Annotated in this window: 2 protein-coding genes; both read right to left on the bottom strand. The window is 44.9% G+C overall.

Annotated elements, in window-relative coordinates:
• Positions 1 to 14: 14 nt before the first annotated feature.
• Positions 15 to 14,510, bottom strand: coding sequence for a T9SS type B sorting domain-containing protein (locus ACP2AF_RS04940; protein WP_425235129.1), 14,496 nt, complete (start codon positions 14,508 to 14,510; stop codon positions 15 to 17).
• Positions 14,510 to 16,621, bottom strand: coding sequence for a PorP/SprF family type IX secretion system membrane protein (locus tag ACP2AF_RS04945; protein ID WP_425235130.1), 2,112 nt, complete (start codon positions 16,619 to 16,621; stop codon positions 14,510 to 14,512). The genes ACP2AF_RS04940 and ACP2AF_RS04945 overlap by 1 nt, the downstream gene beginning before the upstream one ends.
• Between the last annotated feature and the right edge of the window lie 2 nt (positions 16,622 to 16,623).

Raw genomic sequence — 16,623 nt, forward strand, 5'->3', positions numbered from 1 at the left:
TTTGTAGGTTAAGATTATCGATATAGGGTAAAATGTCCAATAAACTCCCTGTCGTCAGTCTCCCCACGGAGTTTTATTACATACCAGTAATCACCGGTCGGGAGTTCGCTTTGCTGATAAATCCCATCCCATGGGTCATCATTGAGGCCCATTCTGTAAACCTCTCTACCATAACGATCAAATATGATGGTTAGTATCTGGGGGAAGGCCTCTTGGTTCCTTGGGGTCCAGAAATCATTAAGACCGTCGCCATCCGGCGTAAAGAAGTTCGGTATTTCAATATCTATGAATTCCATAAAGATATCTGCAGCTACCTCACAACCATTTTCGTCTATAACGGTAACAGTATAGGTATCCGTCCTATTTATATAGAAGGTATTGTCCGTTCCATTGTTCACATCACCAAAATAAAAGGTGTAATTTTCAAGCCCACCATTGGCAATCGCCGTGATTTCATTAATATTATTCTGCTCCAGCGTCAACGTTAATGGCTCAAAACCTTCAATTTCAAAATCTATAGTACGTATACAACCATTCGCATGGGCTATGGCAATGTAATGGCTCCCAGGAGGAATATCCCTAAAATCCGGGTTCAATTGCATATCCAACGGATCTGTTGAATCCATAGCATATAATATGTCACCCAGGACGGAAGAGTCTTCCAAGGTAATATTCACGTAATTGTTCGGTGTGTCTCCTGTACATTCATAAACAGGTTCCACAGTGGCATTGAGGTTGGCCCCTGCATCCACAGTTATGGAGACGTTAGCCTCGCAACCATTGGCATCTTGTACAAAGATGATGTAACCTCCTGCAGCCAGACCTGTAATCGAGGTCTGATCCAAGGTAAAGTTGGTTTCACTACTTAATCGTGAACTATAAGGGGCCGTACCACCTTGAATAGTAAGATCTATGATTCCGTTCATATCACCTTCACATACTTCAGGAGTAGCCATGGCCGTAACTTCCAATAAAGTAGGTTCGGAGATGACATATTCCAATTGTTCAAAACAACCATTTTGATCTTGGGCGATTACGGTATAAGTGCCCGGTGCCAAATCGGTAAAGGTGTTTTCGGTATCAAATTGGTTTAGATTAGGTGAAATGGCATATTGATATCCTCCGGAACCACCGGAAAGTGTTACGGTTATGGTACCATCATCTTCGCCAAAACAGCTTACATCCACCACATTCTCAGTATATGTAAGAGGTGTGGGTTCGGTTATATTTACCTGTTGCGGTTCCGCTGTACAATCGCCGCTGGTCACGTTTACCCAATAGGTGCCTACACCCAATCCGGTAAATTCACCATCGGGTCTGGGCCCATCAATGCGATCCGCAAGGTTTAAGGCCGTTCCATTGTAATCACTATAGAGTTCATAACTATAATTGCCCAACCCTCCATCTGCATCCGCATAAATACTGGCCGTACTTTCTCCGTTACAGTTGATGTATGCCGCACTTTGGTCCAGCATCAATGTCAATGGAATTATAGGGTCTTCCTCTATTTCATTGGAAGCTACGGAAACACATCCATTAATGGCGTCCCTCACATAGTACTGATATGTTCCGGCACCAAATACACCGCTTTGGGGTAGATTTATGCTGTTTCCTCCCATGGGAATAAAGGTGATGTTGTCCGCACTGTATTCATATGTACCGCTACCGCCGGTTGCCGAAAGTTCAAATTCTACACCTGTAGCACAGGTTAAAGGATCGGTTCGTATTAAAAATGCCTCTACCTCAGTTGGGTTAACAATCTCAACAATGGACGTTTCATCACTACAGTCTACATCATCGGTTACCGTAATGCTATAGAATCCTGCAGAAAGTCCAACAAAAGTATCCGAAGCTTGTGCAGAGGAAGTCTGTAGAAGATTGCTTCCAGCCAAATCGTCATATCGATTTAATCTGTGCTCATAAACTGGGGTTACATTCCTCAAATTCACCGAAGCTGTCACGCTGGCCGTATTTTCATTATAACAGGTCAATGGCGTGCTGGCTATGGTGGCATTAATGTCATCTGGCTGTATCAGGGTAATGGTATCGGTATACAAACAGCTCATGGTATCCGTAATCGATATGTTAAAAGCACCTGCTGATAACCCATCAAAAATAAAGGCCTCTACCCCCGATTGTATAAATGTTTGGGATGGAGAAGTTATGGTAATGGTATAAGGGCCTACACCACCTTCTGGGTCTACCAAGATACTTCCTTGGTCATTGGAACAGGATACGCTAGCCTCTTCTGTTACGGTTGCTGTAATTGGGGCATCTGGCGCGGTTATGGTAATCCTATTGGAATCTTCCACACAGAATGGGGCATCCGTTTCCGTGATACTTACATAATAGATGCCTCCTGCAAGATTGGAAATAATTAAAGGAGTAGCGGTATTGGTACTGAATACACCGGTTATCGCGATATCGTTTTGGTCAAATACTTGATAATCGTAATTCCCTGTATAATTATTTATGGCAACCGCAAAGCTTCCATCATCCACCCCATTGTTCAAACATTCTTCATCGGTCAATTTGGTTGCAATGACCTCAATGATGTCCGGATCTTCAATAGTGTGTACGGTTTCCAACACACAACCCGTATCCAAATTGGTTATGGAAACACTATAATTACCAACACCAAGACCTGTAAAGGTTTCAGGGTTGTTGGTAGAAGTGATGGTATGGTTGTAGACCACATTAATTCCGGTTACGGTATATTCAAAATTTGGAGTGGCGGTCCCGGGATTCACGGTAACGCCAACCTCAATCTGGGCATCATCCCCCGGATTACAAGTCACGTCAAGTGCGGTGTTGACTACAGGGTCACTTATGCCTTCGAATGGCAGGATAGTAGCTGTTGTGCTTCCTACACAACCATTCTCATCATAGACATTGATGTCGTAGTTTCCACCCGCCAAGTCGGTTTCCGTATAGGTGGTATTGGTACCATCTTGAACAACACTTCCATCCCGTACAAACTCAAAACGCACAAAGTTAGTGGAGCCCCCTGAGGCACCAGCGAATGTTAAGGTGGCATGGTCGGTATTATTGCCCGTGGTACAACCATATGGTACGGGAACAATAGGATTCACTACTATAGCATCCGGTTCGGTAATCGACTGATTTATAGTCGCTGAACAATCATTGGCGGCTGTAGCCGTGATGGTATAATCATTGCCCGCACTAGTTCCCGGTAAGCCCGTAAAAATGGCAGTAAAGTTGGTATTTGTAGTTGGATTTATAGGAGTACCCAAGGGTGCTCCGTTCAATGCGGTTATTTGGAAAACATAGGGTCCCACACCATTATCTATAACACTTACCGAGATGGTTCCGTCATCTGCACCATTACAAGTTACATCGCTAAAGGTATCGATAGCTGGAATAGGTAAAACAGGGTCTTCCAATCGTTGTGTTATTGTAGTGCTGCAGGCATGACCTATGGTTTGATCGGTAATGGTAAATACATAGTCACCGGTTTGGTTCAATCCCGTAAAGACGCCTGTAGTGTTGTTGTCCGTAGTGAATCCGTCAGGATAGGTAACATCGTAATCAAAATTACCTGAACCTCCAGTTTGCGTTATCGTAATTTCACCTTCTGGAGAGACGGAACAATCCCTGGTCTTTACGATGGTCGCTTGGGGGACGATAGGTGCAAACAACACTACAGGAGTTGTTGTAAAGGTACATGTCCATTGATCGGTTACCTGAACCTGATAGCTTCCGGCATCCAAACCGGAGAATACCCGAGTGTTTTGTATGATACCGGTAGGCGTCCCGTTTTTGATCAATTGGTACGTATAATTGCTTCCCTGACCGTTTGCTACACTTATGATTTCAATTTCACCTTCGAAGTCGGTGCAATTGGGTTGATTGATTTGTAAGGATGCACTAATTGGTGTTGGATCCGCCAGCACAATGTTATTCTGCACACGTTGTTGGCAGCTATTTGCATCGAGTACCCAAGCCTCATACGTGCCTGGAGGAAGGTTTTCAAATCGGCGATTAACCCCATAGTCACCGGCGCCTGTCGGAGCCGAAGTACCCACATAATAACTATAACCGCCCCATCCGCCAAGTACATCGATAATTTCGATAACGCCGTCGTTCCCTATACAAGTAATTGGGGTTATATCCGTGTTTGCTGTAATTGTTGCACTAGGTCCGGCGATAGTAAAGAGCTCATTGCCGACACAGTTGGGGTCGGTCGTTTGAGTGATTTCTACACGATATTCGCCAGCGCCAATATTAAACGGAGTAGTAGGCCCTACATTGAGCGAGGTACCGCTTGCACCAACAATTATAGCGTCATCGACCAAGGTAGCCGTACCCTGGGAATCATAAATTTGCCAAGTAAATCCTCCTGCATAGGGACTTACGGGATCATTGACTGTAAAGCTTACGGAACCATCGGTTCCAAAACAAACGACATCTACTACAGTCGGAACGATTTCAAAATTGTTCGGATCTTCTATTTCAAAAGTAGTCTGTACAAAGCATCCTGTATCCGTGTTGGTCACAGTAGCTTCATAATTACCTACACCTAATGCCGTAAATACATTCGTGGGCTGGTTAAGCACACTGTAGGCGTTGTCTGTTCCAACAACCGAATATTGTAAATTGGGAGTAGCGGCCAATGGGTTTAAGGTAATGCCCAAAGTAACTTCTGCATCATTGCCAGGGTTACAGGTGATATCTTGGGTAATACTAATAGTCGGATCGGAAATTTCAACGAAAGGCGCAATCGCGGCAGTTGTACTTCCCACACAACCATTATCATCATAAACATTAATGATATAGGAACCTCCGGCGGTGTCGGTTTCTATATAGGTGGTGTTGGTTCCGTCCTGCACAACAACGTCGTCACCCGTACCTGCCGTACCTTGGTCATTGATAAACTCATACCTTACATAGGTGGTGGATCCACCATTTACGGCATTGATCCTTATACTGGCATTATTCGGGTTGTTGCCGGTGGCACATACGAACTCTACCACAGGGTCTAGCGTAATATTAATCGGAGCGGGCTCACCTATGATGATTCCAGAAATATCAAATGGACAGTTATTAGTACCTGTACCGGTTACTGTATACGTACCATCGGGCAGATTTTCAAAAGTTTGAGTGGCCGCATTGAAGGTTCCCGCAACAGGCGAAATGGTATATGTTAAGGGGTTGATGCCATTGGGGGTTTCGGTAAGTGTGATGGTTCCATCCGAAGCACCATTACAGGAAACATCGGTATGCGTTTCAGTAAAGACGGGTATCACCGCAGGTTCAACAGTTATAGGGAACACTCTGCTACATTCAGGACCAGAAGTATTATTATCATAAATCGTAATTACATAGTCTTCGGGTACCGTGGTATTGAACACATAGGGATTGCTCGGCAAGGCGGCTCTGGATACAACAGTTCCTCCACCGTCTGTGATTTCGTAATCATAACTTCCCGAACCGGATGTAACATCGATCGTAATCTGTGCATCTGGCGTACCTGTACAATCTAGAAGCTTGGTGAGGTCAACATCAGCCTCCAATACGGGATGCACATCTATGGTATCCGTATCCGTACAACCATCACTATCTATGATGGCCACATTATAGGTCCCAGGGGTCACATTAGTGAAAACACCGCCGTTACTTACATAAGTAGTGCCACCGTCTATGGAATAGAGATATGGAGCGGTTCCACCACTGGCATTTATAGTAACCGAAAATGGGATAGTACAATTTGAAGTGGTTATGCTGGTTATACTTGGATTTTGTGATATGGTCATTGAAACGGTTCCCAAGGCATTTGAACAGCCATATTGATCGGCCACACTTACATCTACATTAAACGGAGTGGCTGTTGCGTCCACCAAATTGGAAATAGGTACCTCCACAGGATTATCCGTAGTTATGATATCTGATACAAAATTGGTGCTGGTCAAGGTATAGGTATACGTTCCTCCTCCTCCGAAAACGGACTGGATTTCTACCAAACCGGGATTCGCGCAGGTAATATCTGTCAATACATTAGGAGTTCCGGTTATAGGATCCAATTCTTCTACAAGAACATTCTCGCTACCGATTACACAATTATTAGGAGCCGGACCGGTAATTTCCACAAAATATTCCCCAGGAGCTAGAATTGCCGTGCTTGGCGCGGTAAATGAGTCACCGGTAGTAAAGGTGGGTTCGCTACCTGTGGCAACAGAAGTGTGTGCCGGTGTTCCCACCCGGAACAACTCCCAATTAAAACTACCGCCAAGTTCTCCAGGGTTGGTTTCTGTTACCGTAAAGGTTATTTGACCATTGGTCTGTCCATTACAAGTTGGCGTAACTGATGCATCTATTTGAACTGGCGGCGGTGCCTCAACATTAACATTTACGCTACTTTGGCGAACACATGCCGGAGGTCCGGATGAATCGCGTACATAGAACACATAGGTCCTTCCAGGGATTAGCCCCGTCCACGTATACCTGCCATGTCCAGCGGGTACGGGATTGTTGGAGGTGTCCAATGTTCCCCCAGGTTGCCATACCGCTGTAGTAGGATCAAAATTTGCGGGATCTTCGGAATAGGCGTATTCATATCCCGGCAAACCGGCAGTACCTTGTACGGCTACCTCCAAGGTGTTACAATCTATTACTATGGGTATCACATTGATGTCCAAATCATCCAACGGATAGGGAATGATAAATGGAGGTAAATCTGTTTGGCATACGGTATTTGACGAGCCATCAATCGTTCGAAGCGACGGAAATACAGTGTCTCCGGGATTAAATCCTGTAATCTGATCCGATGTTCCGGGAACGGAGTTATCCGCTGGCCATGATGTTCCGCCATCGGCGCTAAACTGGATGGTTCCCAAGGTGGTCGGGTAGCCGCTAAACTCAATTCCAAAATCATTGATGTTTCCCGTACAATTTCCGGGGACAATACCCTGAACGGTTGCCGTTAGTTCATCGGGATTGTTTATAGAGATTGGTGTGTCGGCGACCAGACATCCGTTGGCATCGGTTACATTGATCGTATAGTCTCCCGGAGCCAGATTGAAATAGGTCTGGTTTGTGGTAACCACATTGGTATTGGTTTGATTGGAAGCGCCCCCATTGTCCAAATCGATGATTTCAATAGTATAAGAACCCTCTCCGGAGGTTATGGAAACGGCTATTGAACCGGTTCCGTCGTGACATTCCGGATCAGTCGGCGTTGCCGTGAAGGTCAGTGGGACTGCAGGATCAACGGTCACTGTTTCCAGAAATTCACAATGTGGATTTGCGGCGTTATTGTCCCAAACGTAGACATCGTACATACCGTCATTTCCTGTAGTAACCGTGTAGGTATTGCCTGGTCCGAAATCACCTGAGGCAACAGGAGTTCCATTTGACACAAAAGCATAGACCAAATTGCCATCACCGCCCGAGGCATTTACGGTAATAATTCCATTAGAACAGGAGCTAATATCCACAACATCAACCGTTGCATTTATTACGGGATTTATGGTCAGATTTTGAGGAGTGCCGATACATCCGTAGGCATCCCTAACATTTATGGTATACGAGCCGTTCGTTAAATTTTCAAATAAGTGAGTTGTGGCATTGACCGAAGGAGGCGCAATCCATGGCCCGCCATTTATGCTTAACTCATAATTGCCATTTCCAGCAGTAATATCTACCTGAATCGTGGCATTGTTGTCCCCTAAATAACAAGGTGTTGGTGTAAGATTGAATGTCACCGGAGTAGTACCAACCACCGTTAGCGCTGTGTTGATGGCATCCTCGCAATTGTTGGTATCCCTTGCCCGAATAATATAATTACCTGCGGCAAGACCCGAAAAGACGGTATTGGCCCCGTTTGTTGCAAAATCGAAGCTACCGATTACCACTCCACCGTTGTCTTCCAATTGGTAAACATAGGTTGGCGTCCCGCCTAAGGCACTGGCCGTAATGGTAGCCCCACCATTGGCACAGGTAAGGGGCTCCGTAATGCTTGCTGAGGCGACTATCGGTGCTGGTTCCGTTAAGGTCTGGCTCAGGTTAACCGTGCAACCTGCAATCGGGTTGTCCACATCGCGAACTACAATGGCATAAGCCTGGGCGGTGAGTCCGGTAATTTGTTCATCTGCCGTGAAAGGACCAACAAATGCTCCCCCGTTCAAGCTGTACTCGTATCCGCCGGCACCAAAATTGTTGGCCGATAACGTAATCGTACCGGAAGCGTCAAGATTACAACCCAGGTTATCAAACGCTATGATTGAAGCCTCAAAAGCATTTCCATCCGCAACGATTACTGTTGCATCAACTGAACAGCTACTTCCATAATCAACGGTAATGGTATGACTACCTACCGCTACATTGTTAAACACGTTACTTCCTGCACCTGTTTGTCCTGGCAAAACACCATCAAGAATATAAGTGTACGCAGCGTCAAAAGGGGTTATGGTTATATTTCCGCTACCATCGCAATTGTAGCTTATGGAAGTACTTAAAACAGGCTCTATGGGCAATGGATCGATGGTTACATCCGGAAGGGTAATTTCACAGGGGATTGCATTGGCATCCCGAATACGTATACTGTATGTTCCATCGGTCAAATCGGTAAAAGTATGGCCTCCGGTTGTAGATGGGGTCCATGCCCCTCCATTAATACTGTATTGATAATCTCCCGAACCGCCGGAAGTGGCCGTAACACTTCCCACGGTAATATGACCCAATTGGGCACAGGTAAAGACCTGTGTTATAGCTGCTTCCCCAGCAAGTTGGGCAGGTTCGGTTACCCCGGTGTTGATTACAGGCGTTTCACATCCATTGGAGTCGCGAACACGTACAGGATAAGTGCCAGCGGCCAAATTTGGGAAACTATTTCCAATTACATAATTGGTACCGCCATCAATGCTATAGGTAAAAGGAGCGCTTCCTCCTGAATTTACAACAATCGAAATAGCACCATCCGTTCCACCAAAGCAGCTAATGGCCGTTGGTGTGGCGGTAATGTTCATGGCCGGATCTTGTACAATGGTCAAGGGGTACGTGGCCGAACAATATCCAGGATTCCCGTTATTGTCCCTCACATAAATGTCATAAGCACCAGCTGTTGTGACCGTAACCGGATTGGTCGAACCAAAATCACCATCGTTAACGGCAGTTCCATTGGTAACCACAGCATAAACGTAATTGGTATCCCCTCCACTGGCGGAAATAGTAATATCGGTATCCGTTCCACAGGCCGTGATATTTGGAGCGGATGCGGTAACGGTTAATTGAGGGTCTATGGTAATATTTTGTTGTACCCCGGCACAACCAAAGCCGTCTTGTACATCCACGGTATAGGTTCCATTGGCCAGGTTTTGGAAAGTATAGGAAGTTGCTGTCGTTGGCGAAGGAGTTAACCAGGGCCCACTGTTGATGCTAAACTGATAATCGCCATTTCCATCGGTAACATCCACTTGAATGGTGGCATCATTGCTTCCAGAGTAGCAAGCTGTTGGGGTAAGGTTGAACACTACATTGTTAGTGGCCGCAACGGTTAGGGCAGTATCAATGGCATCCTCGCAGTTGTTGGTATCCCTTACACGAACAATATAATCTCCTGCAGAAAGACCGGAAAAAACAGTATTGGCACCATTTGTAGCAAAATCAAAGGCCCCGATTACTGAACCACCTGTATCCTCCAATTGATATACATAGTTAGGTGTTCCCCCGGATGCATTGGCCGTAATAGTAGCCCCACCGTTTGTACAGGTCAGGACAGTTGTAATGCTGGCACTGGCAACAACAGAGCTGGGCTCTGTAATGGTCTCCTCCACAAAGGTGGTACAGGTCGTTTCATCCGCCTTTCTAATATCTATGCGATGTGTGCCAACTCCGAAAATAGCTGCTGTAGTTACCGGAGAGGTAGTTGAGTTGATCCAATTTGTGCCGCCATCTACGGAATAATCGAATCCTGCAGTACCGTCAAAATTCTCGACGTCAAAAGTTATAGTCCCATCGGACAGCCCATTACAACTGGCATTGACCGATGCCGTTACATTGGCGGCAAAAATGTTGCCGGCGACAACTGTAACCGGGGTCTCCACAAATTGGGAACAAACTTCGGGTACTTGGAAAATTTCGATATCATCCAATGCAAAATCATTTCCTCCATTCCCTGAAATCTCGGACCGGATAACAAATTCCAAGGAAGTATTTGCACCAGGATTCAAGTCTACTGTACGAAACCTCCAGTCCGTATTGCCCGTATTCTTGGAAATCGTTCCTGTTCTTATAGATTGAACAATAGTACCTGTTCCCACCTCGCGTATTTCAATAGTAAGATCGGGATCTAGTCCAGAAGTTCCCTGTCTCAAAAGATTCATGATGTACAACGAAACGGTTAAATCCCGATTGGGTACAATGTCATTGATTTGTTTTGAATAGATAATCTGGGTCGGGGTTGGCGTTCCCACGTTCATAACCAAATACCGTCCTTGACTAGCCCTGGTTCCGGTAGTATGATCTATTGGACTTACCCAAGTCCCGAATGGGGCAACAACATCACTGGTTACCGAATACTCAAAATCATTAATATTGCTGTTGGCATCTCCAGGTGGATTATTGGTTTGATCCTCATAGTTATAGCCATTTGTGTTGGGACTTGGAATAGTTGCCCCTGCTCCAAAATCTTCACTTAATAGCAGACTAGGTGTTGGTGGGGTCTGAGAGGTATAAATAGTTCTTACGGTATATGTCCCGGGGCCTATATTCGGAAAAACATTGCTCGTAGGCGGGGTGTTTGGAACACCGTCCAATTCATACGTATAATCGTAGGTGGCAATATCCGGTGTGGCAGTAATGTTTCCGGTACCATTACAGTTATAGTCCACTGCAGGGGTCAAGGTGACCACTGGAGGCATTGGTTCATTCTCAACGGTTACTGCCATGGGGAAGGTACAATTATTGGCATCCCTCACAATTACCGTATAACTTCCGGGAGGTAAAACAGCAATACTAGTGGCTCCATAGTTGGCACCCCCATCAAAACTGTATTCATAAGGAGAAGTTCCGCCGGTAACATTCGTTACACGGACCTCTGCACCATTAGGGTCGCAAGTCGCATCCCGGGAGACTCCCGCTGAGGCGGATAACGGAAAAGGCTCATTGATGGTATGTGTAAAGGTTACCTCACACCCTGAATCATCCTGAACAACTACATCATAGTTTCCTACAGGAAGGTTTACAAATGAGGCTGTGGCCCCAAAATTGGTTCCTCCATCGATACTGTATTGATAAGGCGGTATCCCGTTGAGCGCAACAATATTGATTTCGCCATCACTGCCCCCTCCACAGGAAACATCCACTGGTGTTGGCACGGAAGCCGTCATTGTTCCTTGGTCATTTATGGTGACGGGATTGGATATAGCGGAACAGTTATTGGCATCGATAATTATGAATTCATAAGTCCCATCTTCATTGGGGATGTATTCATCCGTTCCGTCGCCATCATCATCACGCCATCCAAAGTAAAAAGTAGCGCCGACCTGATAGGCATCTGCAGGAATGGAGGCTATATCCGAATACCGATCCACGCCGTCCTTGCTCCAGATAGCATACAGGAAATCAGGGTTTCCTTGTCCTCCGGTACGGGTCAATTCTATGGTTCCTGCCGTACATCCAATATCTGCAGTAGTCAGAGCCGAAAGTGTTGGATCTGGGATTCTGCCAACGGTTACGTTTTGGATATCCGAACAACCGTCATCCGTGGACGTCTCTATGATGTAATCCCCTGGATTTACGGTAAAAGTATGCGTATTATCGGGCTGAGCGGTTTCGTCATCTATGAACGTTCCATCCGACCTTCTCAATACATAGCTATAATTTGGAAGAACGTTAAGTACGTCTATTTGTATAGTGCCCTGGTCGTTGCAGTTTGCTGGTGTGGTCTCTATATCCACGGTAAAATTACGATCTAGAATCCCTATGGGCGGTGTGCTAAAAATACATGCGCCCGGAATCGGATCACCGGCAATATCCAGTTGTACCACTTCTACCCTATAGGATCCATTCTGACCAGAGGTGAAGTCAAAGCTCCCTGTGGTATTTGTTCCAAAAGGAACTAAAATGGAACTATTGGCATGGTCTATCAATTGGTATCCGTAGTTGTTCCCCAGATTCGTGATAGTAATGTTCCCGTCGGTGGCACAAACAATATCGCTGCTATTGTATTGGATGTCCAGATTATTCTGAAATACATCAAAATAGAAACGGCTAAAGCATCCGTTCTGATAGTTGATGACCAACCTATATTTTCCCTCGGCGTTTGCGTTAAAGTTATTGCCCGTGGCTACTTGATTCCAAGTACAGGTGAGGTTCTTGTTTGCACAATCGTCAGGTGCGGCGGTGCAGCTTCCTTCATCCAATTGTTCCCAAACCAAACTTTGGGCATCCGTTATGTTGATTTGTATGGCTTGTGAATCATTGGAACCGCAAAGGAATATTTTGGGCAAAAAATCCCCGTCAATACTACATTGTACAATTTCTCCCTGTACATCATTGGTCGGGTCCGTGTCATTATTAAGAGCATTAAAGTAATCTACTATGGGATTGGTCTGAGTGGTTCCAAAACGTTCTACGGTAATGATTTCTTTAAATCCCTTACAAGGGTCGGCAACCTGTTTATCCACAATGTAAGTGCCGATATCATCCACCAATAGCGTACTTGGATCATTATCAGGGTCACCATCGTTCAATATAGTGTCTGTGGGGTCCAGCTGGCCATTTCCATTATCATCCCTAACCCAGATGTAGGCATCAAATCCGTCCCCGGCATCCAAAAGGACGTCAGCCCCACAAAGTTCAACGGTACGGTTAAAATTACAATCCGAAAGGTCGTCCAACAAAAAATTGGTGGCTCCTGGGGTTACAAAACCACAGTTGTCAAAATCGGAAACACTTGGGTCGTCGGAAATAACGGCACTGTTAATATCTCCGCGATAGGTGGAGTATCCAAGGTTTTCAATAAGATCCGTACAGGCATCCACAAAGTCGAAACAATTTTCTGCCACGGTTACCCGTAAGCGAATTGTATACACAGGATCCCCGATCTCCACAAGGTTATCTGGAACATTAAAAGTTACGGCGTTGGTAGCCACATCATGGGAGTGTGTAACCCCGGGAGCCCCACTTAAGTCAGTGCTCACAAAGGTTGTATTTACAGGGAGAACGTCACGTATGGTATACCCAGTGGCATTATCGTTCCCTAGATTCCTAAAGGAAAGCACATAATCCAAGGTTTGGCCTAGATTAACGCCCATGCCTGTGATGTCGTTCCCTCCTATATCTTCTACCCGCTTTTCCAGAACAATGTTCGGCTCAATAATCTCTACGGAAAAGGAGGCCAAAAATGCGCCATAGCCATCTCCTGTAGAGGTAAATCTCAAAGTTGCACCCGACTCGTCATTGGGAAGAACAGATTCATTGGGATTGTTCAGATTAAAGAGATCTAGGTCCGTTCCCAATGTATTTGTGCCGTAGGGCGTTCTAGTGGGAACCTCAAGTCCATTGGTGGTAATTGTTGAATTGAAAAAATTGTTTGCAGGATTGAGACCAGTGGACAAATTCGTAAAAGACCCAACGGAATTGGCCCGAATAAAAAATCTATCATTCCGTATACCCCTATCACCTTCAAGACTTCCTACTCCAACACGGGCCCTTACAGGGAAGGGAGCAGGTAAAGTTCTAAAGCCATTTACAGCCACATCCACGTTACCCACAGATCCGGAAAGACCTGCATAACCATCAAAAGTAGATATGAATTTGCCGGATTCATTGGGGTTTTCATAAATTATGACCATGACCCAACCGGCTGAACTGGATCCGTTTCTTCGGCCCTTAGTAGCTCTTACGTTGGCTACGGTATATTCACCATTGGGATTGGTGTTGGAACGCACCAGATCCGTTACGTTCTTGTAACAGATATAGGGTGAATCCTTAAAAGAATTGTTGATGTTAGTGTAGTTATATCCATCAAAAATAATGTCGTCTTCTTGTCCTACGGGATCGGCGGCTGTATCAGCGGTTAAATCCACATATGTACCCCCGGGTATTTGGAATTTAATATTGAACCAATCTTCTATTCTGGGGGTTCCATTGAAAGGCTGGCTACTATCACTCCGTTCATTGGGGTAGGTTGCGGCCCAATACAATCCGGCATACCTTACTTGTGAACAAGCGGGATCTGCAATATTTAATTCCGCACTACTGGAACTAAAGGTTGAGGCATCGCTATCGATATCAATATACTCCATCCAAAGGGAGTTGTTGTTCGCCGAACCATTATACGGAGTGTTGGCCTGGCCAGGATTAGTTTCCGTTGCCCGGTTAAGGATATTGTTTCCCACAAAAATGATATCCCCTCTTATTTCAATATTTCCACCATTTAATCTAGGAGTAAAAGGTACTGCCTCCTGGGCATTCGTGTAAAAGAACGCGCCTAAAAAGAAGTAATAAAATGGTAGAAGTTTTTTATAAAGAAAAAACTTTTGGCTCATTAAGTTATTAAGTTTGGGGTGACGCGCATAATCCACATTTTGTCATCATACGAATCGTTCAGTTTGGAATAATAAGAGATTAAGGCGTTGTTCCAGGACTCGTGTCGTTTTAGGTATACATACCTCCAGTTATTTTCCGGGTTGATGAAATAACTGGCACTAAGTCCATAGGAATTTAAAAGCTTAACAAACCGATTGGCATTTTTCGGATTGGAAAACACATTGGCTATAAGGTAATAGCCAGCGCCTATACCCTTGGTTCTAAGGGTTTTGGGGGAAGTTTCGTTAGTGGCCATGTTGTCCTTGACCACCACATTCTTTTGAAGGACATCCGTCCCATATTGGGATGATTTCTCCTTGATTTTATTTACATTTTCTGCGTACGCTTCGTTAGAGTAGCGGTTGTCTACATTCATTATCCACATTGCTTGATCGTATTCTCCGTTCAAATTGTTATTGTAAGCTGCAAGCGCATCATCCCATGTGTCATAACGCTTTAGGAATACGTACTTAAGTCCGTTATTGGGATTGTCTATATAGTCCGGTTCAAGACCTTGTTCAGAGAGCCTATCCATAAATTTCTCCATATAAGCAGTACCCTTGTAAACATTAGCAACTACATAGTACCCGTCCGAAACGCCGTCCAGATTGTTGAATTTTCGACTTTTCACACTTTCCTTACCTGTCACAGGGGAATTGGGTTTGACTTGTGTTTTTCCAGAACCAACTATTAGAGTCTTATCTTGTTTGGTCGTGCTTGCCAAAACATCTTTTTTGGATGAGTTGTTCGGCGTTAGGGCAACAGCACCGGTCGGTTGGGATTTTTGGATATTTGTGCTATTCGGTATATTTTGGGTGGCCTCAGTGTTGCCCGTGACACTAGTAGGTCTATCACGGCCTGTCAGAAATAGTTCTTCAGCTCGTTTTTCCAAGTCCGGACGCTCTCCTTTAGTCTCATTTCGTACCATCCGCATGACCATTTCAAAGCGACGCTCCAAGTCTTTTTGTCGGCCGGCCTCCAAGGAGTCTTGACGGAACATTAATTCCTCAATGATGGCATCATTTTCAGCAAGCTTTCGTTTTAACTCATTAATTTCATCACTGGTGGCCACGTCTTCTACTTGTGGCTCTTCGTTCTCTACTAGCTCATTTCCATTGTCTTCTAACATCACACGGTCTTCTGTTAGATTTGGGGTAATGGAATAGGCGAAGGAGATTTCATGGGTAACTCCCAAATTATCAAAATCCGTGGATAGTCCCTTTTCCATGGTATACCCCAGGGAAAGCCTACGGTTTAAATTAAACCCAATTCCTGCAGAGGCTCCATAAAAACTATCGTAGCCTCCCTGTAACCAACCGATTCTTGGTAAATCTAGGATTAGGCTACCTCCAAAAGTGAGGTCTTCCCCACCTACCAAGCGTGTCCGCGCCAAAGGCATAAGTCTCCCGTTCTCAAAAACCCCGTCGCCATTTTTAAACTCATGGGTATATTGCAGGTGCCCGGAATAGGTTTTTTCATTAAATTCCGTTACGGAGGTGTTCGTTTTAAGGTTATAGTCAAAAAGGTTTTCGGCAAAGGCACCAAAATCAAATTGTCCATAGGAAATATTGAATCCGGGTTGAAACGATAGCAGACTTTCATCTTGGAACCCATTAAGAAATGGATCATCCTCAACGGTGGATGTCCTATTTCGATTTAGACCACTACTGTAGTAGGCCACGTTTGCACCAAAAGTAAAGTTGCTTTTGTCGCTCAATTTTATTCCGTATGCATAGTTGGCCAAGACCCCAATGTTATCTATGGGCCCTACCCTTTGAGAATATAAACTTAGACCTAAACCTGTACGATCACTGATTCTACCGCTATAGCTTAAAAAGTAGTTCTGCAGGTTATCATCGAATTGTACCGATTGGTTTCTGTGCAATAGATTAATGTATGATTTATCCTCCCTAACCGTGGAGAAAGTTGGGTTTATTAAAAATCGATTGAAGCGCAATAAGTTTTGGGAAGGCACCTCGTACGTTAGTACGGGATTCTCTTCTTGCGCATTGATTTTTGCTAACGCCAGTAGGGCTATCAGAAATGATACAAATAATCTATTAATTCTCATTT

It is taken from the genome of Ulvibacterium sp. (genome assembly GCF_965248315.1).
Classification (GTDB): domain Bacteria; phylum Bacteroidota; class Bacteroidia; order Flavobacteriales; family Flavobacteriaceae; genus Ulvibacterium.